At 58.6% G+C, this 26,600-nt stretch carries 20 protein-coding genes and 2 rRNA genes; 17 read left to right on the top strand and 5 right to left on the bottom strand.

The window, feature by feature from the left end:
* Window positions 1–12 precede the first annotated feature (12 nt).
* Window positions 13–348: a DUF2002 family protein gene (locus tag GKQ23_RS06465; protein WP_056238574.1), complete on the bottom strand. Its 336-nt coding sequence runs from the start codon at window positions 346–348 to the stop codon at window positions 13–15.
* 150 nt (window positions 349–498) lie between these two features.
* On the opposite strand from GKQ23_RS06465, the gene GKQ23_RS06460 reads away from it, so the two are divergent.
* From GKQ23_RS06460 to emrB, 12 genes are all read left to right on the top strand, one after another.
* Complete coding sequence (locus tag GKQ23_RS06460; RefSeq protein WP_056238571.1) at window positions 499–828, top strand: DUF883 family protein; 330 nt, start codon at window positions 499–501, stop codon at window positions 826–828.
* Between the two features lie 298 nt (window positions 829–1,126).
* The gene (gene nrdH, locus GKQ23_RS06455; RefSeq protein ID WP_056238568.1) at window positions 1,127–1,369 is read left to right on the top strand and encodes a glutaredoxin-like protein NrdH; all 243 of its coding nucleotides are present in this window, start codon (window positions 1,127–1,129) and stop codon (window positions 1,367–1,369) included.
* Window positions 1,370–1,373: 4 nt separating this feature from the next.
* Window positions 1,374–1,784 (top strand): class Ib ribonucleoside-diphosphate reductase assembly flavoprotein NrdI, encoded by a 411-nt coding sequence (nrdI, locus tag GKQ23_RS06450; protein WP_056238564.1) that lies wholly within the window; start codon window positions 1,374–1,376, stop codon window positions 1,782–1,784.
* Window positions 1,785–1,825: 41 nt separating this feature from the next.
* Window positions 1,826–3,907, top strand: a complete 2,082-nt coding sequence (gene nrdE / locus GKQ23_RS06445) for a class 1b ribonucleoside-diphosphate reductase subunit alpha (RefSeq protein WP_249168519.1) — start codon at window positions 1,826–1,828, stop codon at window positions 3,905–3,907.
* Between the two features lie 161 nt (window positions 3,908–4,068).
* Window positions 4,069–5,022, top strand: coding sequence for a class 1b ribonucleoside-diphosphate reductase subunit beta (nrdF, locus tag GKQ23_RS06440; RefSeq protein ID WP_056238559.1), 954 nt, complete (start codon window positions 4,069–4,071; stop codon window positions 5,020–5,022).
* A gap of 389 nt (window positions 5,023–5,411) precedes the next feature.
* Window positions 5,412–6,608 carry a glycine betaine/L-proline ABC transporter ATP-binding protein ProV gene (gene proV / locus GKQ23_RS06435; protein WP_101506295.1) on the top strand — a complete coding sequence of 399 codons (1,197 nt, stop codon included), beginning with the start codon at window positions 5,412–5,414 and terminating at the stop codon, window positions 6,606–6,608.
* Window positions 6,605–7,888 carry a glycine betaine/L-proline ABC transporter permease ProW gene (proW, locus tag GKQ23_RS06430; protein ID WP_233209005.1) on the top strand — a complete coding sequence of 428 codons (1,284 nt, stop codon included), beginning with the start codon at window positions 6,605–6,607 and terminating at the stop codon, window positions 7,886–7,888. The genes proV and proW overlap by 4 nt, the downstream gene beginning before the upstream one ends.
* A gap of 66 nt (window positions 7,889–7,954) precedes the next feature.
* Window positions 7,955–8,950, top strand: coding sequence for a glycine betaine/L-proline ABC transporter substrate-binding protein ProX (proX, locus tag GKQ23_RS06425; protein WP_212410069.1), 996 nt, complete (start codon window positions 7,955–7,957; stop codon window positions 8,948–8,950).
* A gap of 309 nt (window positions 8,951–9,259) precedes the next feature.
* The gene (locus tag GKQ23_RS06420; RefSeq protein ID WP_056238541.1) at window positions 9,260–10,444 is read left to right on the top strand and encodes an MFS transporter; all 1,185 of its coding nucleotides are present in this window, start codon (window positions 9,260–9,262) and stop codon (window positions 10,442–10,444) included.
* A 307-nt stretch (window positions 10,445–10,751) separates the two neighbouring features.
* The gene (gene mprA, locus GKQ23_RS06415) at window positions 10,752–11,282 is read left to right on the top strand and encodes a transcriptional repressor MprA (protein WP_056238538.1); all 531 of its coding nucleotides are present in this window, start codon (window positions 10,752–10,754) and stop codon (window positions 11,280–11,282) included.
* A gap of 155 nt (window positions 11,283–11,437) precedes the next feature.
* Entirely contained in the window at window positions 11,438–12,610 is a 1,173-nt protein-coding gene (gene emrA, locus GKQ23_RS06410) for a multidrug efflux MFS transporter periplasmic adaptor subunit EmrA (RefSeq protein ID WP_056238536.1), read from the top strand.
* Window positions 12,611–12,627: 17 nt separating this feature from the next.
* On the top strand, window positions 12,628–14,193 hold the full coding sequence (gene emrB / locus GKQ23_RS06405) for a multidrug efflux MFS transporter permease subunit EmrB (protein WP_212410068.1): 1,566 nt from the start codon (window positions 12,628–12,630) through the stop codon (window positions 14,191–14,193).
* Window positions 14,194–14,497: 304 nt separating this feature from the next.
* Here emrB and GKQ23_RS06400 read toward each other — a convergent pair whose 3' ends face one another.
* Window positions 14,498–15,529, bottom strand: a complete 1,032-nt coding sequence (locus GKQ23_RS06400) for a tRNA/rRNA methyltransferase (RefSeq protein WP_056238526.1) — start codon at window positions 15,527–15,529, stop codon at window positions 14,498–14,500.
* A gap of 263 nt (window positions 15,530–15,792) precedes the next feature.
* On the opposite strand from GKQ23_RS06400, the gene trxC reads away from it, so the two are divergent.
* From trxC to GKQ23_RS06375, 5 genes are all read left to right on the top strand, one after another.
* Entirely contained in the window at window positions 15,793–16,212 is a 420-nt protein-coding gene (gene trxC, locus GKQ23_RS06395) for a thioredoxin TrxC (RefSeq protein ID WP_056239685.1), read from the top strand.
* A gap of 117 nt (window positions 16,213–16,329) precedes the next feature.
* On the top strand, window positions 16,330–17,058 hold the full coding sequence (locus GKQ23_RS06390; protein ID WP_056238523.1) for a tRNA-uridine aminocarboxypropyltransferase: 729 nt from the start codon (window positions 16,330–16,332) through the stop codon (window positions 17,056–17,058).
* Between the two features lie 72 nt (window positions 17,059–17,130).
* Entirely contained in the window at window positions 17,131–19,797 is a 2,667-nt protein-coding gene (locus GKQ23_RS06385) for a bifunctional acetate--CoA ligase family protein/GNAT family N-acetyltransferase (RefSeq protein WP_212410067.1), read from the top strand.
* A gap of 98 nt (window positions 19,798–19,895) precedes the next feature.
* The gene (gene pssA, locus GKQ23_RS06380; protein WP_212410066.1) at window positions 19,896–21,251 is read left to right on the top strand and encodes a CDP-diacylglycerol--serine O-phosphatidyltransferase; all 1,356 of its coding nucleotides are present in this window, start codon (window positions 19,896–19,898) and stop codon (window positions 21,249–21,251) included.
* Between the two features lie 55 nt (window positions 21,252–21,306).
* On the top strand, window positions 21,307–21,627 hold the full coding sequence (locus tag GKQ23_RS06375; protein ID WP_056238515.1) for a YfiM family lipoprotein: 321 nt from the start codon (window positions 21,307–21,309) through the stop codon (window positions 21,625–21,627).
* A gap of 30 nt (window positions 21,628–21,657) precedes the next feature.
* Here GKQ23_RS06375 and GKQ23_RS06370 read toward each other — a convergent pair whose 3' ends face one another.
* From GKQ23_RS06370 to GKQ23_RS06360, 3 genes are all read right to left on the bottom strand, one after another.
* Entirely contained in the window at window positions 21,658–22,959 is a 1,302-nt protein-coding gene (locus GKQ23_RS06370; RefSeq protein ID WP_056238513.1) for an MFS transporter, read from the bottom strand.
* A 331-nt stretch (window positions 22,960–23,290) separates the two neighbouring features.
* Window positions 23,291–23,406, bottom strand: a 5S ribosomal RNA gene (gene rrf, locus GKQ23_RS06365).
* A 111-nt stretch (window positions 23,407–23,517) separates the two neighbouring features.
* Window positions 23,518–26,425 (bottom strand): 23S ribosomal RNA (locus tag GKQ23_RS06360).
* Window positions 26,426–26,600 lie beyond the last annotated feature (175 nt).

Genomic DNA, 26,600 nt, shown 5'->3' with positions numbered 1-26,600 from the left:
CAAAAGCGACAGTTAACCGAACATCCGCTCCAGATAGCGTTCCAGCGCGGCACGGGAGCTGAAACCGTGGGGAATGCCGTAATGATCGGGGGTGTCGCCGACCAGATAGATCGGGAACTGCACGTAGTGATCGCAGGTTTTCATCTCTGACGCGGGCACCGCAATGGTCAGGCTCTTCTCTTTGAGCGTCGGGTGGATGATCAGCGCGGTGCGCCCCAGCCTCGCTTCACGATTGACGTAGACATAATCATCACCGCGGCGATAGCCATAGGTTTTTGCGGTGACCGCATCCATCTCAAACCCGGCCTTCTCCAGAACACGGGCTACCTCATCAGGCCGTAAGTACATACTGTTTCCTCTAAGTCTGTCAGCCCGCCACCTTACCTCAGGCTGCCGGGCGAGGGCTTTCGGAATAATCCACAAACACGCGCAGCCACACCCGATCGTCGCGGGCTGTTCTATAGTTAATAGACCTTTTTCAGCCTGATGGAGCAAAAAATGTTCAACCGTACAACTAAAAGTGAGACGACCGACCTGAATCACGACGTGACGGCGCTGGCCGATACGCTGGATGAACTGCTGAAATCTTACGGCAGCCAGGCTAAAGAGGGGGTGGATGATGCCCGTTCGCGCGCAGAATCCTTACTGAAAGAGACCCGCGCGAAGCTGCAGGGTCCGAACGCCGTGACCCGGGCGGCGCGTGACGCCGGCGAACAGGTTAACAGCTACGTTCAGGAAAAACCCTGGCATGGGGTGGGTATCGGTGCCGCGCTGGGCGTGTTCCTCGGTGCGCTGATAGTTACTGCCACCAGCTCATCCCGCCGTTAGTGGTGCCGTAGCGCCCCACGAAATCTGTCTTTTTTTTGAGCAGGATCCCGTTTCGCAAGAGGCGGGATTTTTTTTATGGCGGGTATCTCCCCGCCAGGCCTTACGCCGCAAGGCCTCCCCAAAAATCAATAAAGCAAATGCAAATTTACTACATCTGGTACGGTTGATTTTCCTGGGCACTATATCTAGTATTTACATCATTGAGACCACCCAGGATGGTGTGTCAGTGGCGACACGATTACAGCAGTAAAATCGTGTCATTGACTACAACAACCCGCCCCATAGAGAAATACGAATCATGCGCATTATTATTTACACTAAAGATAACTGTGTCCAGTGCAACGCCACGAAAAATGCCATGGACAAGAAAGGTATCGACTATCAGTTGATCAATCTGGACAGTGAACCGGCGCACGTAGAAACCCTCAAATCACTCGGCTACCGCCAGGTCCCGGTGGTGATGGCCGAACAGGACCACTGGAGCGGCTTCCGCCCGGACAAAATTTCTGCGCTGAGCCACCTGGCCGCCGCGCGGGTGTAAAGCGATGACCACGCTGGTGTACTTTTCCAGCCAGTCAGAGAACACTCACCGATTTATCACCCGTTTAGATCTGCCCGCCTGCCGCATTCCTCTGGAGTGCGGCAGTTCGTTGCAGGTAGACCAGCCCTACATTCTGGTGGTGCCCAGCTACGGCGGCGGCACCAGCAAAGGCGCGGTGCCGAAACAGGTGATTCAGTTTTTAAACAATACCAATAATCGTCAGCTGATACGCGGCGTGATCGCCGCGGGCAATCGCAACTTCGGCGAGGCCTTCTGCCTCGCCGGCGACATTATTGCGCGAAAATGTCAGGTGCCTTACCTCTATCGCTTCGAGCTGATGGGCACCTCAGACGACATCGCTAACGTCTACAAGGGAGTAACCGAATTTTGGCAGCGACAGACAGCACACTCATAGAGGCCGCCGCGGTATCCGCGGATTATCATGCGCTTAACGCCATGCTCAACCTGTATGATGCCGAGGGCAACATTCAGTTTGAGAAAGACCGCGAGGCAACGCGCCAGTACTTTATCCAGCACGTGATCCCCAACAGCGTGCAGTTTGCCTCGGTGGCCGAACGCCTGCGCTATCTGGTTGCTGAAGGTTATTACGAAGCCGACGTGCTGAACGCCTACCCGTTTGAGTTCGTCTGCTCGCTGTTCGACCAGGCCTATGCGCGGCGTTTTCGCTTCCACACCTTCCTCGGTGCCTGGAAGTTTTACACCAGCTACACGCTGAAAACCTTTGACGGCAAACGTTACCTGGAAGGCTTTACCGAGCGTGTCTGCATGGTGGCACTGACGCTGGCTAAAGGTGACCAGGCGCTGGCGCTGTCGCTGACCGAAGAGATCCTGGCCGGGCGCTTCCAGCCGGCCACCCCGACCTTCCTTAACTGCGGCAAACAGCAGCGCGGCGAGCTGGTCTCCTGCTTCCTGCTGCGTATTGAAGACAATATGGAGTCGATCGGCCGCGCGGTGAACTCGGCGCTGCAGCTCTCCAAGCGCGGCGGCGGCGTGGCTTTCCTGCTCTCTAACCTGCGTGAATCCGGCGCGCCGATTAAACGCATTGAGAACCAGTCTTCCGGGGTGATCCCGGTGATGAAGATGCTGGAAGATGCCTTCTCTTACGCCAACCAGCTGGGCGCACGTCAGGGGGCCGGTGCGGTCTATCTCAACGCGCACCACCCGGATATTCTGCGCTTCCTCGACACCAAGCGCGAAAACGCCGATGAGAAGATCCGCATCAAGACGCTGTCGCTGGGCGTGGTGATCCCGGATGTTACCTTCCAGCTGGCGAAGGACAATCAGCCGATGGCGCTGTTCTCGCCGTATGACGTTGAGCGGATCTACGGCCTGCCGTTTGCCGATATCAGCATCAGCGAGAAGTACGAGGAGATGCTGGCGGACGAGCGCATCCGTCGCACCTTTATTAATCCACGTGAGTTCTTCCAGACCCTGGCCGAGATCCAGTTTGAGTCCGGCTACCCGTACATTATGTTTGAAGATACGGTTAACCGCGCCAACCCGATTTACGGGCGGATTAATATGAGCAACCTGTGCTCGGAAATTCTGCAGGTGAATACGCCCACCGAGTATAACGACGACCTGAGCTATCGTCGTATCGGCAAGGATATTTCCTGCAACCTCGGCTCGCTGAATATCGCCCACACCATGGATTCGCCGGACTTTGCCCGCACGGTGGAGATCGCGGTACGCGGCCTGACGGCGGTGTCTGACCAGAGCCACATCAATTCAGTGCCGTCCATAGAGCTGGGTAACGCCCAGTCGCACGCCATCGGCCTCGGCCAGATGAACCTGCACGGCTACCTGGCGCGTGAGCGTATTCAGTACGGTTCAGCAGCGGGTCTGGATTTCACCAATATCTATTTCTACACCATTACTTACCACGCGCTGCGCACCTCTAACCTGCTGGCACGCGAACGCGGCAGCAGCTTCAGCGGCTTTGCCGATTCACGCTACGCCAGCGGTGAATACTTTAATCAGTACGTGGAGCAGAGCTGGCAGCCGCGTACCGCCGAGGTCGCCGCGCTGTTTGACAGAGCCGGCATCGCTATTCCTACGCAGCAACAGTGGCAGGAGCTCAAGGCGGCGGTCATGCAGTACGGCCTGTATAACCAGAACCTGCAGGCGATCCCGCCGACCGGTTCGATCTCCTATATCAACCACGCGACGTCGAGTATTCACCCGATCGTCTCGCGCATTGAGATCCGTAAAGAGGGTAAAACCGGCCGCGTCTACTACCCTGCGCCGTTTATGAACAACGATAATCAGGACTACTACCGTGATGCCTATGATATCGGGCCGGAAGCGATTATCGATACCTACGCCGAGGCCACGCGCCACGTCGATCAGGGCCTGTCGCTGACGCTGTTCTTCCGCGATACCGCAACCACCCGCGATATCAACAAGGCGCAGATCTATGCCTGGAAGAAGGGCATCAAAACCCTCTACTACATCCGCCTGCGCCAGATGGCGCTGCAGGGCACCGAAGTGGAAGGCTGCGTCTCCTGCTCGCTGTAAGCCTGCGGGCCGCCACCGGCCCCGGCGACGAGATCTGAACCGGAAGGCCATCCGTTAGCGGGTGGCTTTGTTGCTGACCGGGCACCGCGCGGTATGCCCGATCGACTCCGCCCCCTTTTTTGCGGCCAGCCTTGCTGGCCCACTACCGACACAGAGAAGACATGAAAAGAATTCACGCGATCAACTGGAACAAAATCGAAGACGAGAAGGATCTGGAAGTGTGGAACCGCCTGACCAGCAACTTCTGGCTGCCGGAGAAAGTCCCGCTTTCTAACGATATCCCGGCGTGGAATTCCCTCAACGCGCAAGAGCAGCAGCTGACTATCCGCGTTTTTACCGGCCTGACCCTGCTGGACACCATCCAGAATACCCTCGGCGCGCCGGCGCTGATGGCCGACGCGCTCACCCCGCATGAAGAGGCGGTACTGTCTAACGTCAGCTTTATGGAGGCGGTGCATGCCCGCTCCTACAGCTCGATATTCTCAACCCTGTGCCACACCAGCGACGTGGACGCCGCCTACGCGTGGAGCGAAGAGAACGGCCCGCTGCAGCGCAAGGCAGAGATTATCCTGCAGCACTACTATGAAAACGACCCGCTGAAGAAGAAGATAGCCAGCGTGTTCCTTGAATCCTTCCTGTTCTACTCCGGTTTCTACCTGCCGATGTACTGGTCAAGCCGCGGTAAGCTGACTAACACCGCCGATCTGATCCGCCTGATCATTAAGGATGAAGCGGTGCACGGCTACTATATTGGCTACAAATATCAGAAGGCGCTGGAGCGCGAGAGCGCGGAGCGCCAGGAAGAGCTGCAGCAGTTTGCCGTGGAGCTGCTGCTGGCGCTGTATGAGAATGAGCTGGAGTATACCGACGCTCTGTATGAGGGCGTGGGCTGGCAGGAGGACGTGAAAAAGTTCCTGCACTACAACGCCAACAAGGCGCTGATGAACCTCGGCTACGAAGCGCTGTTCCCGTCGGAGATGACCGACGTGAATCCGGCAATCCTGTCAGCGCTGTCACCCAACGCCGACGAAAACCACGACTTCTTCTCCGGTTCCGGCTCATCCTACGTGATGGGCAAAGCGGTGGATACCGAAGACGAAGACTGGGACTTTTAAGCGTCCCGACGGGGTGGCCCCGCGCCGCCCCTGAATTCCCTCTCCCCTTCGCTACAGGCGTTATTTTTCAGCGAGTCAGCGCCGGATGTATGACAATTTCATGACCTGAAATCAGCCGCTATTAGCGGTTGACAACCGATTTGAATCGCCAAATTTGCCTCTGCCAGGGCCTTTCACCTGCCAAATAGCAATTTTTTTTCACCATCGCTAATTCGCTCTCATCCCTTATCCACACTGGAATTATCCGAAATACTCATCTCATTCTGCCGACCCGCCTGGCGGATTAAGGGTTGTCAGCAGGTCTCAGTGTGCTACGGTATATACCGACAATATTCAATCAGAAAGAAGAGCACTATAAGAAAATTAATTAACCAGGAAATTAACATTACATGGCAATTAAACTCGAAGTTAAGAACCTGTATAAGGTTTTCGGGGAAAATCCCGAACGCGCATTTAAATACATTGAAAAAGGGGTTGGCAAAGAGGCGCTGCTGGAGAAAACCGGCCTGTCGCTGGGCGTGAAAAATGCCAGTCTGGCCATTGAAGAAGGCGAGATTTTCGTCATCATGGGGTTGTCCGGCTCAGGAAAATCCACCATGGTTCGCCTTCTCAATCGTCTGATAGAACCGACCCGTGGTCAGGTAATCATTGACGGTGAAGATATTGCCAAAATATCCGCCGCTGAATTACGTCAGGTGCGCAGAAATAAAATCAGCATGGTATTCCAGTCCTTCGCGCTGATGCCGCATATGACGATTCTGAATAATGCTGCCTTCGGCATGGAATTAGCCGGCGTGGCCCTTGCCGAACGGCAGGAAAAAGCGCTGGATGCGCTGCGTCAGGTGGGGCTGGAAAATTATGCTCACGCTTATCCTGATGAACTCTCCGGCGGCATGCGTCAGCGCGTAGGTTTAGCCCGCGCCCTGGCGATCAACCCCGATATATTGCTGATGGACGAAGCCTTTTCGGCGCTCGACCCGTTAATTCGCACCGAAATGCAGGATGAGCTGGTCAAGCTGCAGTCGCGCCACCAGCGCACCATCGTGTTTATCTCGCACGACCTCGACGAAGCGATGCGCATCGGCGATCGCATCGCCATCATGCAGGGCGGTGAAGTGGTGCAGGTCGGCACGCCGGATGAGATCCTCAACAACCCGGCTAACGACTACGTGCGCACCTTTTTCCGCGGCGTGGATATCAGCCAGGTATTCAGCGCCAAAGATATCGCCCGTCGCAACGCTTCGGCACTGCTGCGAAAAGCGCCCGGCTTTGGCCCGCGCTCGGCGATCAAAATTCTGCAGGATAACGACCGCGAGTATGGCTACGTGCTGGAGAAGCAGAGGTTTGTCGGCGTGGTCTCTACCGACTCACTAAAAGCGGCGCTGGCCGCCGGTGAACCGCTGGAGAGCGCGCTGCTGGACAGCGCTCCGCCGGTTCCCGCCGACACCTCACTGGGCGATATGCTGTCGCTGGTGGCGCAGGCTCCCTGTGCCGTCCCGGTGACCGGTGACGAGGGCCAGTACATCGGCGTAATTTCGAAAGGTATGTTACTGCAGGCATTAGATCGTGATGGAGGCCAGCCATGAAACCAACTCAACCCGCGATGAACGATAGCGAAACGCAGGCGGCAGATGTGTCTGGCACACAGCCCGGCAGCGAAACGTCAGCCGCTAACGGATCTGCACCAGACGCGGCTTCCCAGCCCGCTAACGACAGCTCAGCCGCCAGCGATCCCTGGGGTTCGCCGGATGCGGCAGCAACACAGCAACCCGCCGCCGGCGACAGTTCAGCGGCCGATCCCTGGGGTTCCCCTGACGCGGCTTCGGCCTCACAGCCCGCTGCCGACGGCAGCGCCGCCGGCGCTGATGCCTGGGGCGATCCGACCGGCGGCCAGGCGGCCGGTGGCGGCAGCGACTGGCTGAGCAGCGCACCGGCGCCCGCGCCGGAGCACTTCAGCCTGCTCGACCCGTTCCATAAAACGCTGATCCCGCTCGACAGCTGGGTGACCGAAGGCATCGACTGGGTGGTTTCTCACTTCCGCCCGCTGTTCCAGGGTATCCGCCTGCCGGTTGACTATATCCTCAACGCCTTCCAGCAGCTGCTGACCGGCATGCCGGCACCGGTGGCGATCGTGCTGTTCGCGCTGATCGCCTGGCAGATGTCCGGCCTCGGCATGGGCGTCGCCACGCTGGTGTCGCTGATCGCCATCGGCGCGATTGGTGCCTGGTCGCAGGCGATGGTGACGCTGGCGCTGGTGCTGACCGCCCTGCTGTTCTGCATTGTTATCGGCCTGCCGCTGGGGATCTGGCTGGCGCGCAGCCAGCGGGCGGCGAAGATTATTCGCCCGCTGCTGGATGCGATGCAGACCACGCCGGCGTTCGTCTATCTGGTACCGATCGTAATGCTGTTTGGCATCGGTAACGTGCCGGGGGTGGTGGTGACCATCATCTTCGCGCTGCCGCCGATCGTGCGTCTGACCATTCTGGGGATTAAGCAGGTGCCTGCCGATCTGATCGAGGCCTCCGAATCCTTCGGTGCCAGTCCGCGTCAGATGCTGTTTAAGGTACAGCTGCCGCTGGCGATGCCGACCATTATGGCCGGTGTTAACCAGACGCTGATGCTGGCGCTGTCGATGGTGGTGATCGCCTCAATGATCGCCGTCGGCGGGCTTGGCCAGATGGTGCTGCGCGGCATCGGCCGGCTGGATATGGGGCTGGCCACCGTGGGCGGCGTCGGTATCGTGATTCTGGCGATTATCCTCGACCGCCTGACCCAGTCGCTGGGGCGTGACCGCCGCAGCCGGGGCAACCGCCGCTGGTACGCCAACGGTCCCCTGGGTCTGCTGACCCGTCCGTTTATCAAATAAATTTCAGGCGGCACCCGCCGGTGCCGCCTGCCTCCTCCGCACCACCGATGACAATAAGGAATCGCTATGCGCAAGACAGCACTGCTGGCCGCCGCGTTAACCACGCTGGCCGCCGCTCAGGTTTCCGCCGCCGATCTGCCGGGTAAAGGCATCACCGTGAAACCGGTACAGAGCACCATTACCGAAGAGACCTTCCAGACCCTGCTGGTCAGCCGCGCGCTGGAGAAGCTGGGCTACACCGTTGCGCCGACCAGCGAAGTGGACTACAACGTCGGCTACACCTCGATCGCCTCCGGTGACGCCACCTTTACCGCGGTCAACTGGCAGCCGCTGCACGACGATATGTACAAGGCCGCCGGCGGCGATGCGAAGCTCTACCGCCAGGGCACCTACGTTAACGGCGCTGCACAGGGCTATCTGATCGACAAGAAAACCGCTGAGAAATATCACATCACCAATATCGCCCAGCTGAAGGACCCGAAAATTGCCGCGCTGTTTGACAGCAACGGCGACGGCAAGGCAGATATGACCGGCTGTACGCCGGGCTGGGGCTGTGAAGCGGTTATCGTTCACCAGAACAAAGCCTTCGGCCTGGAAAACACCGTTGAAGCCAATATGGGCAACTACTCGGCGATGATCGCCGACATGCTGACCCGTTATAAGCAGGGCAAGCCGGTGATCTACTACACCTGGACCCCGTACTGGCTGAGCGACGTGCTGAAGCCGGGCCGCGACGTGGTATGGCTGCAGGTGCCGTTCTCCTCACTGCCGGGCGAGCAGAAAGACGTTGATACTAAACTGCCTAACGGTGCCAACTACGGCTTCCCGGTCAATACCATGCACATCGTGGCTAATAAAGCCTGGGCACAGCAGAACCCGGCGGCGGCAAAACTGTTTGCAGAGATGAAGCTGCCGATTACCGACATCAACGCCCAGAACGCCCGCATGCATGAAGGCCACGCGTCTGAGGCCGAGGTTAACGCCCACGTGGATGGCTGGATCAAGGCCCACCAGGCGACCTTTGACGGCTGGGTGAAAGACGCGCTGGCCGCGGCGAAGTAACCATCTGACCGGGCCCTGCCGGCCCGGATAAGCCCTGATTTACCGGGCGCGAAGGATGACCTTCGCGCCCGCCGTCTGTAACCGGTTTCTCTGCACACCGGCAAAATCGGGCGGATCGCATTCATATTCTTTTTGCTTAAGTTGCCGCACGCGTCCCTTCTGCCCCCTCCCCGTATTCAGGCCCGTCGCATGACCCTGCCCTGCCCGCCCACGACAAACTGGTTTGTCCTGTTAATTATTCTGTGAGTGAAATAGTTATTTGGGTTACTATTAGGACATGAGATATTTCTTACTCCAACACGATATGCTATGAAATCTTCCACTCCCGGGCTGAGCCCCGCCCTGGTCGCGCTGATGTCGCTCGCGACCGGCCTTGCCGTTGCCTGTAACTATTATGTGCAACCGCTGCTGGCCACCATCGCGCAAACCTTCGATCTCTCTTTCCATCAGGCCGGTTTTATCGTGACTACCGCCCAGCTTGGCTATGCCGCCGGACTGCTGCTGCTGGTTCCGCTCGGCGACCTGCTGGAGAGACGCGCGCTGATCGTCAGCATGAGCCTGCTGGCCGCCGGCGGCATGGTGCTGACCGCGCTCTCCCCCACTCTGCCGCTGATGCTGCTGGGTACCGCGCTGACCGGGCTGTTCTCGGTGGTCGCCCAGATTCTGGTGCCGCTGGCCGCCACCCTTGCCGCGCCGGAAAAACGCGGTAAAACCGTGGGCACGGTGATGAGCGGCCTGCTGCTGGGGATCCTGCTGGCGCGGACCGTGGCCGGCGGGCTGGCCCAGCTGGGCGGCTGGCGCACCGTGTTCTGGGTGGCCAGCGTGCTGATGGTGCTGATGTCGCTGGCGCTGTGGCGCTGGCTGCCGCGCTATAAGCAGTCGGTGCCGCTCAACTATCCGCAGCTGCTCGGTTCGATCGGAAGCCTTTATCTGCGCCATCCGATCCTGCGCACCCGGGCGATTACCGGCTGCCTGGCCTTCGCCAACTTCAGCGTGCTGTGGACCTCGATGGCGTTTCTGCTGTCGTCGCCCGAGTGGGGCTATTCCGAAGGTCAAATCGGCCTGCTCGGCCTGGTCGGCGCCGCCGGTGCGTTGGCCGCGCGGCAGGCGGGCAGCCTGGCGGATAAAGGCAAAGCGCGGCTCACTACCAGCGTCGGGCTGATTATCCTGCTTGCCTCCTGGGGCCTGACGGCGCTGGGCGCGCACTCGCTGCTGGCGTTGATTCTCGGCATTATCCTGCTGGATCTGGCGGTGCAGGGCGTGCATATCACCAATCAGAGCGTGATCTACCGCCATATGCCGGAAGCCCGCAACCGGCTGACCGCCGGCTATATGACCTGCTACTTCATCGGCGGTGCCGCCGGTTCGCTGCTCTCCGCCTCCGCCTACCAGACCGCAGGCTGGTATGGCGTCTGTGCGATCGGCGCGGCGTTAACGTTGCTTAACATTGTCAACTGGTGGTTAACCCGCCACCACGAAGCGGTTGCCGGGTGATTTTTCGCAAAAAGAATGAAGTTTTTTCGGGCTTTAGCCGCTTTTCTCAGAAATATCTCTCTGGTAAGGTGAGTCGAAATTTATTCATAACGGTGACTCTTTCAGATGCAATTAATTAGCCTGACAGGAGAAAGGCCGCGATGAACGGCAATCAACGCTGTCAGACCGTAGCGCACTGGGTTATGGAGTGACCCGGAAATTACAGATGAGGGTCACGGCGTTCGGACAACGTTTCCGATCCACGTGGATGACCAGAGTGCACGCTCATCGTTTATCTATACATTGCAACAAGTGAGGTCCCTTTATAATGGAAAGTTCTTTTACGCCCATTGAACAGATGCTTAATTTTCGTGCTAACCGTCAGAAAGATTTCCCGTTGCAGGAGATTATGCTGACCCGTCTGTGCATGCACATGCAAAGTAAGCTGTTGGATAATCGTAATAAAATGCTCAAGGCGCAGGGAATCAACGAAACGCTGTTTATGGCGCTGATCACGCTGGACGCGCAGGAAGACCACAGCATTCAGCCCTCGGAGCTGAGCTCTGCGCTGGGTTCTTCACGTACCAACGCCACCCGTATTGCCGATGAACTGGAAAAACGTGGCTGGATTGAGCGCCGTGAAAGCGAAAACGATCGTCGCTGCCTGCACCTGCATCTGACGCCTAAAGGCAATGAGTTCCTGCGCCAGCTGCTGCCGCCACAGCACCAGAGCCTGCAGCTGCTGTGGTCTTCCCTGAGCGATTCGGAAAAAAGTCAACTGGAAGGTATCACCCGCAAACTGCTGAACCGTCTCGATCAGATGGACGAAGAAGGCGTGATTGCTTCGCTGTCACGTTAAATGTTCCACTGATAGCATAATGTGCGACAAACGCCTTTCCAGAAATCGGTAGTTTATCCCTCCAAAATAAAAAAACATGCCAGCGCTCACCCGCTGGCATTTTCGATTCGGGCGCAGGCCGCCCACTAATGATGGCAAGAAGAATGGAGAACACCATGAGTGCAAATGGGGTGACGCAGGACCCGCAACAGCCGCAGGGGAAGAAAAAGACGCGTAAACGCGCGCTGCTGCTGCTGGCCGTTCTGTTGGTAATTATCGCGGGAGCGTATCTGATTTACTGGTTCCTGGTACTGCGCCATTATCAGGAAACGGATGACGCCTATGTAGCAGGAAACCAGGCGCAGGTGATGGCTCAGGTGTCAGGAAGCGTTAATAAAGTCTGGTTTGATGATACCGATTACGTCAAAAAAGGCGACCTGCTGGTCACGCTGGACCGCACCGACGCTGAGCAGGCGTTTGAAAAAGCGCAGACCGCGCTGGCCACTACCGTGCGCCAGACCCACCAGCTGATCATTAACGGCAAACAGTACCAGGCGACCATCGCACTGCAGCAAACCGCGCTGGAGCAGGCTCAGGCGGATCTCAAGCGCCGCGAGCCGCTGGGTGCCGCTAACCTGATCGGCCGTGAAGACCTGCAGCACGCCCGCGACGCGGTAGCCACCGCCAAAGCGCAGCTCGACGTGGCCCTGCAGCAGTACAACGCCAATCAGGCGATGATCCTTAACACCTCGCTGGACAATCAGCCGGCGGTGAAACAGGCGGCCGCCGAACTGCGTGACGCCTGGCTGGCGCTGCAGCGCACCAACGTGGTCAGCCCAATCAACGGCTACGTGTCACGGCGCAGCGTGCAGGTCGGTTCGCAGATCACCACCAGCACCCCGCTGCTGGCGATCGTGCCGGCCGATAACCTGTGGGTGGATGCGAACTTCAAAGAGACCCAGCTGGCAGGCGTGCGCATCGGCCAGCCGGCCACGGTGGTCAGCGATATCTACGGCGACGACGTGGTGTATCACGGCAAAGTGGTTGGCCTGGATATGGGCACCGGCAGCGTCTTCTCACTGCTGCCGGCGCAGAACGCCACCGGTAACTGGATCAAAGTGGTGCAGCGCCTGCCGGTACGTATCGAGCTGGACCCGCAGCAGGTGGCACAGCATCCGCTGCGCATCGGCCTGTCGACGCTGGTAAAAGTCGATACCGCCAACCGCGACGGCGCGGTGCTGGCCACCAGCGTGCGCAGCAAACCGGCCTATGAAAGTGACGCGCTGGCGCTGGATTTGGCTCCGGCCAATCAGCTTATCGCGGACATTATCCGTGCCAATGCCGGCTAACCCCGCAAGAGGCTGATATGGCACAAAAACCGCTTGAAGGCGCGCAGCTGGTCCTGATGACCATTGCGCTGTCTCTGGCCACCTTTATGCAGGTGCTGGATTCGACCATTGCTAACGTCGCCATCCCGACCATCGCCGGTAATCTGGGGGCCTCTAACTCCCAGGGTACCTGGGTAATCACCTCATTTGGCGTGGCCAACGCCATCTCGATTCCGATCACCGGCTGGCTGGCAAAACGCTTTGGTGAGGTGAAGCTGTTTATGTGGTCGACGATCGCCTTTGCCCTCGCCTCACTGGCCTGTGGCCTGTCGGAAAGTCTGACCATGCTGATCGTCTTCCGCGTGATCCAGGGGTTGGTGGCCGGGCCGTTAATCCCGCTGTCGCAGAGCCTGCTGTTGAGCAACTACCCGCCGGCAAAACGCAGCGTGGCGCTGGCGCTGTGGTCGATGACCGTGGTGGTGGCACCGATCTGTGGCCCGATCCTTGGCGGCTGGATCAGCGACAACTATCACTGGGGCTGGATTTTCTACATCAACGTGCCGATTGCCATCATCGTGGTGGCGCTGGCGTTGCAGTCGCTGCGCGGTCGTGAGACGGCGACGGTGATCCGGCCAATCGACACCGTCGGGCTGGTGCTGCTGGTGGTGGGTATTGGCTGCCTGCAGGTGATGCTCGACCGCGGTAAAGAGCTGGATTGGTTCAGCTCCGGCGAAATTATCGTGCTGGCGGTTGTCGCCGCCGTGGCGCTGGCGGCGCTGCTGATCTGGGAGCTGACCGACGATCACCCGATCGTGGATTTATCGCTGTTTAAGATGCGGAACTTCACCATCGGCTGCCTGTCGATCAGCCTCGCCTACATGCTCTACTTCGGCTCGATCGTGCTGCTGCCGCAGCTGCTGCAGGAGGTGTATGGCTATACGGCCACCTGGGCCGGGCTGGCATCGGCACCGGTCGGCATTCTGCCGGTGCTGCTGTCGCCGATTATCGGCCGCTTCTCGCACAAGCTGGATATGCGCATGCTGGTGACCTTCAGCTTTATTATGTATGCGGTGTGCTTCTACTGGCGCGCTTATACCTTTGAGCCGGGGATGGACTTTGGCGCGTCGGCCTGGCCGCAGTTCGTGCAGGGGTTTGCGGTGGCCTGCTTCTTTATGCCGCTGACGGCAATTACCCTCTCAGGGTTACCGCCGGAGCGACTGGCGGCGGCCTCCAGCCTGTCGAACTTTACCCGCACGCTGGCGGGTTCGATCGGTACCTCGATCACCACCACGATGTGGACCGATCGGGAGTCGATGCACCACGTGTATTTAAGCGAGTCGATCACCCCGTATAACGCCAACAGCCAGCAGGTCTACAGCCAGCTGGAGAGCATGGGGATGAGCCACGATCAGGCTTCCGCCTGGATTGCACAGCAGATCACCAATCAGGGGCTGATTATCTCGGCCAATGAGATCTTCTGGGCTTCCGCCGGCGTGTTCCTGGTGCTGCTGGCGCTGGTGTGGTTCGCCCGGCCGCCGTTTGGTGCAGGAGCGGGCGGCGGCGGCGCGCGCAGCGGCGGCGGTGGCGGTGGCGGCGCTCACTGATCGCTGTTCCTGCGTGATAGCAGCGGGGTGCACAGCCCCCTGCTCCACTGTAGACAGCGACGGCTGACGCGATCTCTGCGGCAGAGGCGTAAACAGGGTTAGAGAGTGATGAAGAGACGGAAGCTGATGCAGATGCAGAGAAAGATGCAAATATCATGACAGCGTTGCAGACAGCAAAATGGGCCCTCTCGGGCCCATTTTTTTACCTCTGATTCTGTCTCTGGCCAGGCCGTCATTATCACCTGCCCGTGGTGAGGCATCGCGCCCCACCCGCCAGCGCGGTTAGCCCGCGCACAACAGAATATCAGACGTTCTGACGCCACCATTCGGCCAGCAGAATACCGGTCGCCACGGAGACGTTGAGGCTCTCCACGTTGCCGGTACCGCCGATCGAGACGCTGAGGTCGCTCTGCTCGAAGGTGCTGTCAGACAGACCATCACGCTCCTGGCCCAGTACCAGTACCATTCTGGCCGGCAGTTCTGCCTGCGCCAGCGTGACGCCCTGGTGACTGGAGGTGGTGACGATGGTGTATCCCGCTTTACGGAACGCATCAAGGCCCGCAGCAAAGCTCTCACCGCTGATTGCCTGCACGTGCTCCGCGCCGCCTTCAGCGGTACGTACCGCCGCACCGGACTCCAGCAGCGACGCGTCCTGCACCAGCAGCCCCTTCACGCCAAAGTGCGCGCAGCTGCGCATAATGCCGCCCAGGTTGTGCGGGTTACCCACTTCCTCCAGCGCCAGCACGCAGTCTTTCTGGCCGGCCTGCGCCAGCCATTCGCTGACCGGCATACCGAAGCGTTTTTTAATCAGGAAGCAGACGCCGCCGTGATGCTCGGTTCCGGAGGCTTTCTGCAGCTCGGCTTCATCCACGGTGTGGTAAGCCTTGCGGTTAGCCGCCATATATTTTAACGCTTCACGGAAACGCGGCGTAACGCTCTGTACAAACCAGGCGCGCACGATCGACTCCGGGCGGCTCTGGAACAGCGCCTGACAGGCGTTTTCGCCGTACACGCGGGTCTCTTCCAGACGCTGACGGCGCAGCTGCTCAGGGTCGATAAAACTTTTACCGCTAATACCGCCGTGGTCCGGCTTGTCATCGGCAACCGCCGCGCCAGGCGCACGGGATACGGTGCGCCACGGCGAGTCAGAACGCCCTTCGTCGCGGTCGCGCCCGCCACGTGGCTTGCTGTCTGCACTGCGTGAAGGACGGCCTTTGGGATCCGGGCGAGGGCCCTTACCGGTACGTGGATTGTGCCCACGTTTGTCACCATCATCTTCACCGCGGACATACATCACTTTGACTTTACCGCTCTTACCTTTAAATTCGTCGTTCATTTTTCCTCCACCGGGCTGAGCGCGAAGCGCGCAGATTACCTGATGTCACAACAGTTAGCTATCAACTTCCAATAAAACGCCCGCGGCAACGCCCGTGCCGGGTTTTCCGGCCCGCACCCGCCGTCTGCAGATTGTCAGACCTTACCTATTATACCTATTGAACAAACCGCTTTGTCGCTATCGGGCCAACATCGCATAATAAATTTACTCTACTGCAGAATAAGGTAAGTGAGCGCTTACCATAACGATCGCTGAGGTGAATGATGAAAACGGTTTGTGCATCCTGCCAGTCAACCAATCGCGTCCCTGAAGAGCGGGTGAATGACGGGGCAAAATGCGGCCGCTGCGGCGACGCGCTGTTTGCCGGCCAGGTGGTGGATGCCACCACCGCCACGCTGGATAAATATCTGCAGGACGACCTGCCGGTAGTGGTTGATTTCTGGGCCCCCTGGTGCGGCCCGTGCCGCAACTTCGCCCCGGTGTATGAAACCGTGGCGCGCGAACGCAGCGGCCAGGTGCGCTTTCTGAAGGTGAATACCGAAGACGAACGCGCGCTGAGCAGCCGCTTTCGCATCCGCAGCATCCCGACCATTATGGTGTTTAAACAGGGCGAAGTGGCGGATATTCTCAGCGGTGCGATGCCCAAAGCGCCGTTTGACGAGTGGCTGAACGAGAACCTGTGATCCCTGCCTGAACACCTCTGCAGCCACGCCGCCCTGCACCCGCAGCTTTCCGGCCGGGCATACCCGGCCGTTATCCGCTAGAATGGCGTTTTCGCTGATACTACTCCATCTCCTACTATGACCGATAATGCCGTTCTTCGTCTGCGAACCGCGCGACTGGCCCGTGCCACCCGCCCTTTTCTCGCCCGTGGCAACCGCGTGCGGCGCTGCCAGCGCTGCCTGCTCCCTGAGAAAAACTGCCTGTGCGACACGCTGGCACCGCAGCAGGCGCGCAGCCGTTTCTGCCTGGTGATGTTCGACAGCGAACCGATGAAACCGAGCAATACCGGGCGGCTGATCGCCGATATTCTGCCGGAGACCGAGGCGTTTGGCTGGTCACGCACCGATCCGGACCCGGCGCTGCTGGCCACCGTCCACAACCCTGACGTGCAGCCGCTGGTGGTGTTTCCCCACAGCTATGCCGACCCCGGCCGGCCGGTGCTGCACGCTCCGCCGCTGAGCGGGAAACCGCCGCTGTTTATTATGCTCGACGGCACCTGGACCGAAGCGCGCAAGATGTTCCGCAAAAGCCCGTGGCTGGACGCGATGCCGGTGATGTCACTCAACCTGACCCGCCCTTCTAACTACCTGCTGCGCGTCGCGCACGCCGCCGGGCAGCACTGCACGGCCGAAGTGGCGGCCGAGCTGCTGTTGCAGGCCGGGGATACCGCCGCCGGAGAGGCGCTGTTTCAACACTTCGACCTGTTCCGCCAGCGCTATATGGCTGGCAAACCGCACCACCCGCTCTATCCGGCCGCCGGCGGTGAGAAAGGCAGCGATGACGAAAATCAATCCGCGATCGCTTAACTGAGCAACAGGCCAGCATCCTGCGGCAGGCCGGTGTAGAATCAGACGGATGGTATCCCTGAGGGAGCGAAGATGAGCCAACGTGGATTAGAAGCGCTGCTGCGACCGAAGTCGATAGCGGTGATCGGTGCCTCAACCCGGCCGGAGCGCGCCGGGTATCTGATGATGCGCAATTTACTCTCCGGCGGCTTCAGCGGGCCGGTACTGCCGGTCACGCCGAAGTACAAAGCGGTCTGCGGCGTGCTGGCCTGGCCGGACGTCGCCAGCCTGCCGCTGTCACCCGACCTGGCGATCCTCTGCACCCACGCGCGGCGCAACCTGGAGCTGCTGGCGGCGCTCGGTGAGCGCGGCTGTAAAGCCTGCATCATCCTCTCTTCACCCGCCAGCCAGGCCGCCGAACTGCAGGCCTGCGCCAGCCGCTGGCAGATCCGCCTGCTTGGCCCCAACAGTCTTGGCCTGCTGGCCCCCTGGCAGGGGCTTAATGCCAGCTTCTCACCGGTGCCGATCCAGCAGGGTAAGCTGGCGTTTATTTCACAGTCCGCCGCGGTTTCTAATACCATTCTGGACTGGGCGCAGCAGCGTAATCTGGGATTCTCCTGGTTTATCGCGCTGGGTGACAGCCTGGATATTGATGCCGACGACCTGCTCGACTTCCTGGCGCGCGACGGCAAAACCAGCGCCATCCTGCTCTATCTGGAGCACCTTAGCGACGCGCGGCGTTTTGTTTCCGCCGCCCGCAGCGCCGCCCGCAATAAACCGATTGTGGTAATCAAAAGCGGCCGCAGCCCGCACGCCCAGCAGCTGCTCAAATCCCACGGCGGGATGGATGCCGCCTGGGATGCCGCCATCCAGCGCGCCGGGCTGCTGCGGGTACATGACACCCACGAGCTGTTTTCCGCGGTGGAAACCCTCAGCCACATGCGGCCGCTGCGCGGTGAGAAACTGATGATCGTCAGCAACGGTGCTGCCCCGGCCGCGCTGGCGCTCGATGCGCTGGACGAGCGCAACGGCAAGCTGGCCACCCTCAGCGAGCCGCTGCTCAGCGCGCTGCGTGAGCTGCTGCCTGCAGGTGTCACCCCCGGCAATCCGCTGGATCTGAAGGATGACGCCACGCCGGAGCGCTACACCCGGGCGATCGCCCTGTTGCTCGACAGCCACGACGTGGATGCGCTGCTGATTATTCACGCCCCCAGCGCCGTCGCGCCGGCTACGCTCACCGCTCAGCGGGTGATTGAACTAATCCGCCAGCATCCGCGCAGTAAGCAGCTGGCGCTGCTGACCAACTGGTGCGGCGAGCACTCCTCGCTGGAGGCTCGTCGGCTGTTCAGCGACGCCGGTGTCCCGACCTACCGAACCCCGGAAGGGACGGTCACCGCCTTTATGCATATGGTGCAGTACCGGCGTAACCAGAAGCAGCTGCGGGAAACCCCGGCGCTGCCGCCTAACCTGACCGCCAATACGCAGGATGCCCACCGGCTGATCCAGCAGGCGCTGCAGCAGGGGCCGGTGACGCTGGATACCCACGAGGTGCGGCCAATCCTGCAGGCCTATGGTCTTGCCACCCTGCCCACCTGGATCGCAGGCGACAGCGCCGAAGCGGTGCATATCGCCGAGCAGATTGGCTACCCGGTGGCGCTGAAGCTGCGTTCGCCGGATATTGCCCACAAATCCGAGGTGCAGGGAGTGATGCTCTACCTGCGCACGTCAACAGAGGTGCAGCAGGCGGCGGACGCGATTATCGACCGGGTGAAGATGACCTCACCACAGGCGCGTATTCACGGGCTGCTGGTACAGAGTATGGCGAACCGTGCCGGCTCACAGGAGCTGCGCATCGTGGTGCAGCAGGATGCGCTGTTTGGCCCGGTGATCATGCTCGGGGAGGGCGGCGTCAGCTGGCAGGCCGACCGCCAGGCGGTGGTCGCGCTACCGCCGTTAAATATGACGCTGGCACGCTATCTGGTCATCCAGGCGATCAAGCGCGGCAAAATTCGCGGGCGCAGCGCGCTGCATCCGCTCGACGTGGCCGAGCTGAGCCGGGTGCTGGTGCAGGTGTCGAACCTGATCGTAGACTGCCCGGAGATCGTCCGCCTGGATATCCATCCGCTGCTGGCCACCGGCGATGAGTTCACCCTGCTGGACGTGACGCTGGAACTGGCCGAATTCCACGGCAGCGCCGAGGACCGGCTGGCAATTCGCCCCTACCCGCAGCGTCTGGAAGAGCGGGTGATCCTTAAGGACGGCCAGCCTTGCCTGTTTCGCCCGATCCTGCCGGAAGATGAACCGCTGCTGCAGCAGTTTATTGGCCGGGTGACCAAAGAGGATCTCTACTACCGCTATTTCAGCGAGATCAACGAGTTCACCCATGAAGATTTGGCCAATATGACCCAGATCGATTACGATCGTGAAATGGCGTTCGTCGCCGTCCGTCAGCATAACGGCAGCGAGGAGATTATCGGCGTTACCCGTGCGATCTCCGATGCCGACAATACCGATGCTGAATTCTCAGTGCTGGTCCGCTCCGATCTGAAAGGGCTGGGCATGGGCCGCCGCCTGCTGGAAAAGATGATCGGCTACACCCGCGACCACGGGCTGCAGCAGCTTAACGGCATCACCATGCCGGCCAACCGCAGCATGGTGGCGCTGGCCCGCAAGCTGGGGTTTAGCGTGGACGTGCAACTGGAAGATGGCATTGTCGGGCTTTCGCTGGCGCTGCAGGCTGCCGCCGGTATGGAAAAGTAAATCTCACGCCTTTTCTGCGATCTGGTGGTATTATTCGGGGTTAGGATCTTGATTTTATGGCAGGTGCCATTCAATGAACAGAGAAGAAACGCACCGTGATGTTGTCAAATTTTAAACGCAATAAACACCAACAGCACCTTGCGCAACTGCCAAAACTGTCACAGTCAGTTGCCGGTTTCACCACGCTGTTTTCTCCGGCTGATTTTCGCCAAACCTTACTGGAGAAGATCGCGACGGCAACCCGGCGCATCTGTATCGTCGCCCTCTATCTGGAAAACGATGACGGTGGCAGGAGCATCTTCTCGGCGCTGTACGAGGCTAAGCGGTTGCGCCCTGAGCTGGAAATCAAGGTGCTGGTTGACTGGCACCGCGCCCAGCGCGGTCGTATTGGCGTGGCCGCCGGTGTCACCAATGCCGACTGGTACTGCGAGATGGCCACCCGCCACCCCGATATCGCCATCCCGGTCTACGGCATTCCGGTCAACACCCGTGAGGCGCTCGGCGTACTGCATCTGAAGGGCTCGATCGTCGACGACACCCTGATTTACACCGGCGCCAGCTTTAACGATGTCTACCTGCACCAGCATCAGCGCTATCGCTACGATCGCTATCAGCTGATCGCCAATCCGCAGCTGGCCGATACCATGATCGACTGGATCGACAACAACCTGATTCAGGCCGAGGCGGTGCATCGTCTGGACCAGCACGAACGCCCGAAAAGCCCGGAAATTAAAAATGAAACCCGGCAGTTCCGCCAGGACCTGCGCGGCTATGACTATAAGTTTAAGGGTGATGCCGGCAATGAAGTACTGGCCGTGACGCCGCTGGTCGGCCTTGGCAAACACAGCCTGCTGAATAAAACCATTTATCACCTGATGCCGTGCACCGAGCAGAAGCTGACCATCTGCACCCCCTACTTCAACCTGCCGGCGATCCTGGCGCGCAACATTATCGCCCTGCTGCGCCAGGGGAAACAGGTTGAGATCATCATCGGCGATAAGACCGCCAACGACTTCTATATACCGGAGGATCAGCCGTTCAAAATCATCGGTGCGCTGCCCTACCTGTATGAGATTAACCTGCGCCGCTTCCTCAGCCGCCTGCAGTACTACGTCAGCGCCGGTCAGCTGACCGTGCGGTTGTGGAAAGACGGTGAAAACAGCTATCACCTGAAGGGCATGTGGGTCGACGAGGAGTGGATGCTGATTACCGGCAACAACCTCAATCCGCGCGCCTGGCGTCTGGACCTGGAAAATGCGGTGCTGATCCACGATCCGCTGCAGCAGCTGGCCGAACAGCGCGAGCATGAACTGCAGCTGATCCGTCAGCATACCACGGTGGTAGAACACTTCCGCGATCTGCAAAGCATCGCTGACTATCCGTTGAAAGTGCGCAAACTGATCCGACGCCTGCGGCGCATCCGTATTGACCGGCTGATCAGCCGCATCCTCTGAGCATTGCCACCTTGGTCAGGCCCTGTTTTAGCAGGGCTTTTTTACAGGAGTCCGCATGCGTCATCTTTTACCCCTGCTGTTGCTCTGTTGCAGCGGCTGCACTCATCTGGCGCAGGATCGCTGGACCGGGCGCGACAAAGCACAGCACTTTATCTCTTCCGCTTTCCTCACCGCCGCCGGTAATGCTTACGGCGAGCACCAGAACTGGAGCGAAGGGCGCAGCGCCACCTTCGGCCTGATGTTTGCCATCAGTCTGGGCGCAGGGAAAGAGCTGTACGACAGCCGGGAGGGCGGCACCGGCTGGAGCTGGAAAGACTTCGCATGGGACGTAGCCGGTGCCGCCACCGGCTACAGTCTGTGGAACCTGACACGCTAACGTGTTGGTCGGTGAGATCTGCGCTGCGGGTTACAGTTTCAGCCCTTTGCCACGGCGATGCAGCATCAGTGAAACGGCAAACGCCACGGCACCGAGAAGTGAGACATACCAGAAGAAGCTGGTTTCACTGCCAGCCGCTTTCAACGACAGCGCGACATACTCCGCCGAGCCACCAAACAGCGCATTAGCCACCGCATAAGAGAGCCCAACGCCGAGCGCACGCACCTGTGGCGGAAACATTTCAGCCTTAAGAATACCGCTGATCGAGGTGTAAAAACTGGTAATCAGCAGTGCCAGCATCACCAGCGCAAACGCCAGCAGCGGGCTGCTGACGCTCTGCAGCAGCGTCAGGATCGGCACGGTACAGACTGCCGCACAACCACCAAAGATCAGCATAGAGTTACGCCGGCCAATTTTATCGGAAAGACTACCGATCAGCGGTTGCAGCAGCATAAAAATAAACAGTGCCGCGGTCATCAGCATGCTGGCGGTTTTATGATCCATGCCCGCGGTGTTCACCAGGTACTTCTGCATGTAGGTGGTGAAGGTGTAGAAGCTCAGCGAGCCACCGGCGGTAAAGCCCAGCACCATAATAAACGCACGGCGGTGCTGCCACAGGCCCCGCAGCGATCCTGCATCTTTATGCTTGCGGGTCGCCGCGTCGGAGGTTTCATTCAGCGAGCGCCGCAGGTAAAGCGCAACAATCGCCAGCACAGCCCCCAGCGCAAAAGGAATGCGCCAGCCCCAGCTGCGCAACGCCTCATCAGACAGCACCTGTTGCAGCACTACCACCGTTAGCAGCGCCAGCAACTGGCCGCCTATCAGGGTAACGTACTGAAAAGAAGCGTAAAATCCTTTACGCCCTTCAACTGCCACCTCACTCATATAGGTGGCACTGGTACCGTACTCGCCGCCTACCGACAGCCCCTGGAACAACCTTGCCAGCAGCAGCAGCGCCGGTGCCCAGACGCCAATAGTGGCATAACCGGGCAGGCAGGCGATGACCAGCGAGCCAAAACACATCATACAGACCGAGATCAGCATCGAGGTTTTACGCCCGTGCCTGTCGCCGATGTAGCCAAACAGCCAGCCGCCGATAGGCCGCATCAGAAAGCCGGCGGCAAATACGCCAGCGGTTTGCAGCAGCTGCGTGGTGGTGTTACCGCTGGGGAAAAAGATATGTGCAAAATAGAGCGAACAGAACGAATAGACGTAGAAGTCGAACCACTCCACCAGGTTACCGGAAGAGGCGCCAACGATAGCGCGAATACGTTGTTGCGGGGTAAGCGAATCAGCGGCGTTAGCCGACAGCTCAGAGATGGACTCAGCCATGATTTATCCTCGTTAGTTAACCTTCTTAGCCTGATAACGGCGGCATCCTGCCGCAGAGATGTAAGAAAAATCTGTCTATAAGATTATGTTTTATAAGTTCTTTAAGCATTTACCGCCATTTGATTATGGCACAGTAAACGTATTACGCCTGTTCGAGTTAGGCAGGGTTAGCAGGAGGATGCTCTGAATAACCAGAGAGTGCGAGCTATCATATCGCAACGTTTTGGCTGGATGATTTGAAAGAAAGAGAACTGCCTCTTGCTTTATTCGCCGAAACTGAAGACGCAAAAAAGCCCCATGCTTTCGCATGAGGCTTATTGCTTAATTTGATGCCTGGCAGTTCCCTACTCTCGCATGGGGAGGCCCCACACTACCATCGGCGCTACGGCGTTTCACTTCTGAGTTCGGCATGGGGTCAGGTGGGACCACCGCGCTAAAGCCGCCAGGCAAATTCTGTTGTTTACGCCGCCCTCGCAGGCCGCGCAAATCAAAATCCGTTATGAACAAGCTGAAAATCTTTGCGTCTCTCGAACGCCACCAGAACGCTTCTGGCGTTGTAAGGTTAAGCCTCACGGGTCATTAGTACCGGTTAGCTCAACGCATCGCTGCGCTTACACACCCGGCCTATCAACGTCGTAGTCTTCAACGTCCCTTCAGGATTCTCAAGGAATCAGGGAGAACTCATCTCGAGGCAAGTTTCGCGCTTAGATGCTTTCAGCGCTTATCTTTTCCGCACTTAGCTACCGGGCAATGCCATTGGCATGACAACCCGAACACCAGTGGTGCGTTCACTCCGGTCCTCTCGTACTAGGAGCAACCCCTCTCAATTCTCCAGCGCCCACGGCAGATAGGGACCGAACTGTCTCACGACGTTCTAAACCCAGCTCGCGTACCACTTTAAACGGCGAACAGCCGTACCCTTGGGACCTACTTCAGCCCCAGGATGTGATGAGCCGACATCGAGGTGCCAAACACCGCCGTCGATATGAACTCTTGGGCGGTATCAGCCTGTTATCCCCGGAGTACCTTTTATCCGTTGAGCGATGGCCCTTCCATTCAGAACCACCGGATCACTATGACCTGCTTTCGCACCTGCTCGAGCCGTCACTCTCGCAGTCAAGCTAGCTTATGCCATTGCACTAACCTCACGATGTCCGACCGTGATTAGCTAACCTTCGTGCTCCTCCGTTACTCTTTGGGAGGAGACCGCCCCAGTCAAACTACCCACCAGACACTGTCCCCACGCCGGATTACGGCGCCAGGTTAGAACATCAAACGTTAAAGGGTGGTATTTCAAGGATGGCTCCACGCAGACTGGCGTCCACGCTTCAAAGCCTCCCACCTATCCTACACATCAAGGCTCAATGTTCAGTGTCAAGCTATAGTAAAGGTTCACGGGGTCTTTCCGTCTTGCCGCGGGTACACTGCATCTTCACAGCGAGTTCAATTTCACTGAGTCTCGGGTGGAGACAGCCTGGCCATCATTACGCCATTCGTGCAGGTCGGAACTTACCCGACAAGGAATTTCGCTACCTTAGGACCGTTATAGTTACGGCCGCCGTTTACCGGGGCTTCGATCAAGAGCTTCTCGCAGCGCGATAACCCCATCAATTAACCTTCCGGCACCGGGCAGGCGTCACACCGTATACGTCCACTTTCGTGTTTGCACAGTGCTGTGTTTTTAATAAACAGTTGCAGCCAGCTGGTATCTTCGACTGCCTTCGGCTCCACCCGCGAGGGGGTTCACCTACCGACAGCGTGCCTTCTCCCGAAGTTACGGCACCATTTTGCCTAGTTCCTTCACCCGAGTTCTCTCAAGCGCCTTGGTATTCTCTACCTGACCACCTGTGTCGGTTTGGGGTACGATTCGATGTTACCTGATGCTTAGAGGCTTTTCCTGGAAGCAGGGCATTTGTTACTTCAGCACCGTAGTGCCTCGTCATCACACCTCAGCGTTAGTAAGGTCCCGGATTTACCTAAGACCTCCGCCTACATGCTTAAACCGGGACAACCGTCGCCCGGCTAACATAGCCTTCTCCGTCCCCCCTTCGCAGTAACACCGAGTACGGGAATATTAACCCGTTTCCCATCGACTACGCCTTTCGGCCTCGCCTTAGGGGTCGACTCACCCTGCCCCGATTAACGTTGGACAGGAACCCTTGGTCTTCCGGCGAGCGGGCTTTTCACCCGCTTTATCGTTACTTATGTCAGCATTCGCACTTCTGATACCTCCAGCAGACCTCACAGGCCACCTTCGACGGCTTACAGAACGCTCCCCTACCCAACAACATTTACATGTCGCTGCCGCAGCTTCGGTGCATGGTTTAGCCCCGTTACATCTTCCGCGCAGGCCGACTCGACCAGTGAGCTATTACGCTTTCTTTAAATGATGGCTGCTTCTAAGCCAACATCCTGGCTGTCTGTGCCTTCCCACATCGTTTCCCACTTAACCATGACTTTGGGACCTTAGCTGGCGGTCTGGGTTGTTTCCCTCTTCACGACGGACGTTAGCACCCGCCGTGTGTCTCCCGTGATAACATTCTTCGGTATTCGCAGTTTGCATCGGGTTGGTAAGCCGGGATGGCCCCCTAGCCGAAACAGTGCTCTACCCCCGAAGATGAGTTCACGAGGCGCTACCTAAATAGCTTTCGGGGAGAACCAGCTATCTCCCGGTTTGATTGGCCTTTCACCCCCAGCCACAAGTCATCCGCTAATTTTTCAACATTAGTCGGTTCGGTCCTCCAGTTAGTGTTACCCAACCTTCAACCTGCCCATGGCTAGATCACCGGGTTTCGGGTCTATACCCTGCAACTTAACGCCCAGTTAAGACTCGGTTTCCCTTCGGCTCCCCTATACGGTTAACCTTGCTACAGAATATAAGTCGCTGACCCATTATACAAAAGGTACGCAGTCACACCACGAAGGTGCTCCCACTGCTTGTACGTACACGGTTTCAGGTTCTGTTTCACTCCCCTCGCCGGGGTTCTTTTCGCCTTTCCCTCACGGTACTGGTTCACTATCGGTCAGTCAGGAGTATTTAGCCTTGGAGGATGGTCCCCCCATATTCAGACAGGATGTCACGTGTCCCGCCCTACTCATCGAACTCACAGAATGTGCGTTTTTGTGTACGGGAGTATCACCCTGTACCCTGCGACTTTCCAGACGCTTCCACTAACGCACAAACTGATTCAGGTTCTGGGCTGTTCCCCGTTCGCTCGCCGCTACTGGGGGAATCTCGGTTGATTTCTTTTCCTCGGGGTACTTAGATGTTTCAGTTCCCCCGGTTCGCCTCATGCCACTATGTATTCATGACATGATAGTGTGTCGAAACACACTGGGTTTCCCCATTCGGGTATCGTCGGTTGTAACGGTTCATATCACCTTACCGACGCTTATCGCAGATTAGCACGCCCTTCATCGCCTCTGACTGCCTAGGCATCCACCGTGTACGCTTAGTCGCTTAACCTCACAACCCACAAGCGTCCCGCAGGACAGCTCGAAAGCTGCAAGCATTTGAGAGACTCGAACATATCGTTGACTTCATTCTTATTACGGAGAATGAATAACGATACGTCGTTTCAATTTTCAGCTTGTTCCGGATTTTTAAAGAGCGTAATACTTCGCAGCATACTGTTAACCAG

It is taken from the genome of Erwinia sp. E602 (assembly GCF_018141005.1).
Lineage (GTDB): Bacteria > Pseudomonadota > Gammaproteobacteria > Enterobacterales > Enterobacteriaceae > Erwinia.
Note: the sequence above shows the minus strand (reverse complement) of the source record. Positions and strands in the feature narration are given on the sequence as shown.

Bases quoted from the DNA above. Each gene is read 5' to 3' on its own strand.
- GKQ23_RS06465 (WP_056238574.1), bottom strand. From the start codon at position 348: ATGTACTTACGGCCTGATGAGGTAGCCCGTGTTCTGGAGAAGGCCGGG.
- GKQ23_RS06460 (WP_056238571.1), top strand. From the start codon at position 499: ATGTTCAACCGTACAACTAAAAGTGAGACGACCGACCTGAATCACGAC.
- nrdH (WP_056238568.1), top strand. From the start codon at position 1,127: ATGCGCATTATTATTTACACTAAAGATAACTGTGTCCAGTGCAACGCC.
- nrdI (WP_056238564.1), top strand. From the start codon at position 1,374: ATGACCACGCTGGTGTACTTTTCCAGCCAGTCAGAGAACACTCACCGA.
- nrdE (WP_249168519.1), top strand. From the start codon at position 1,826: ATGCTCAACCTGTATGATGCCGAGGGCAACATTCAGTTTGAGAAAGAC.
- nrdF (WP_056238559.1), top strand. From the start codon at position 4,069: ATGAAAAGAATTCACGCGATCAACTGGAACAAAATCGAAGACGAGAAG.
- proV (WP_101506295.1), top strand. From the start codon at position 5,412: ATGGCAATTAAACTCGAAGTTAAGAACCTGTATAAGGTTTTCGGGGAA.
- proW (WP_233209005.1), top strand. From the start codon at position 6,605: ATGAAACCAACTCAACCCGCGATGAACGATAGCGAAACGCAGGCGGCA.
- proX (WP_212410069.1), top strand. From the start codon at position 7,955: ATGCGCAAGACAGCACTGCTGGCCGCCGCGTTAACCACGCTGGCCGCC.
- GKQ23_RS06420 (WP_056238541.1), top strand. From the start codon at position 9,260: ATGAAATCTTCCACTCCCGGGCTGAGCCCCGCCCTGGTCGCGCTGATG.
- mprA (WP_056238538.1), top strand. From the start codon at position 10,752: ATGGAAAGTTCTTTTACGCCCATTGAACAGATGCTTAATTTTCGTGCT.
- emrA (WP_056238536.1), top strand. From the start codon at position 11,438: ATGAGTGCAAATGGGGTGACGCAGGACCCGCAACAGCCGCAGGGGAAG.
- emrB (WP_212410068.1), top strand. From the start codon at position 12,628: ATGGCACAAAAACCGCTTGAAGGCGCGCAGCTGGTCCTGATGACCATT.
- GKQ23_RS06400 (WP_056238526.1), bottom strand. From the start codon at position 15,529: ATGAACGACGAATTTAAAGGTAAGAGCGGTAAAGTCAAAGTGATGTAT.
- trxC (WP_056239685.1), top strand. From the start codon at position 15,793: ATGAAAACGGTTTGTGCATCCTGCCAGTCAACCAATCGCGTCCCTGAA.
- GKQ23_RS06390 (WP_056238523.1), top strand. From the start codon at position 16,330: ATGACCGATAATGCCGTTCTTCGTCTGCGAACCGCGCGACTGGCCCGT.
- GKQ23_RS06385 (WP_212410067.1), top strand. From the start codon at position 17,131: ATGAGCCAACGTGGATTAGAAGCGCTGCTGCGACCGAAGTCGATAGCG.
- pssA (WP_212410066.1), top strand. From the start codon at position 19,896: ATGTTGTCAAATTTTAAACGCAATAAACACCAACAGCACCTTGCGCAA.
- GKQ23_RS06375 (WP_056238515.1), top strand. From the start codon at position 21,307: ATGCGTCATCTTTTACCCCTGCTGTTGCTCTGTTGCAGCGGCTGCACT.
- GKQ23_RS06370 (WP_056238513.1), bottom strand. From the start codon at position 22,959: ATGGCTGAGTCCATCTCTGAGCTGTCGGCTAACGCCGCTGATTCGCTT.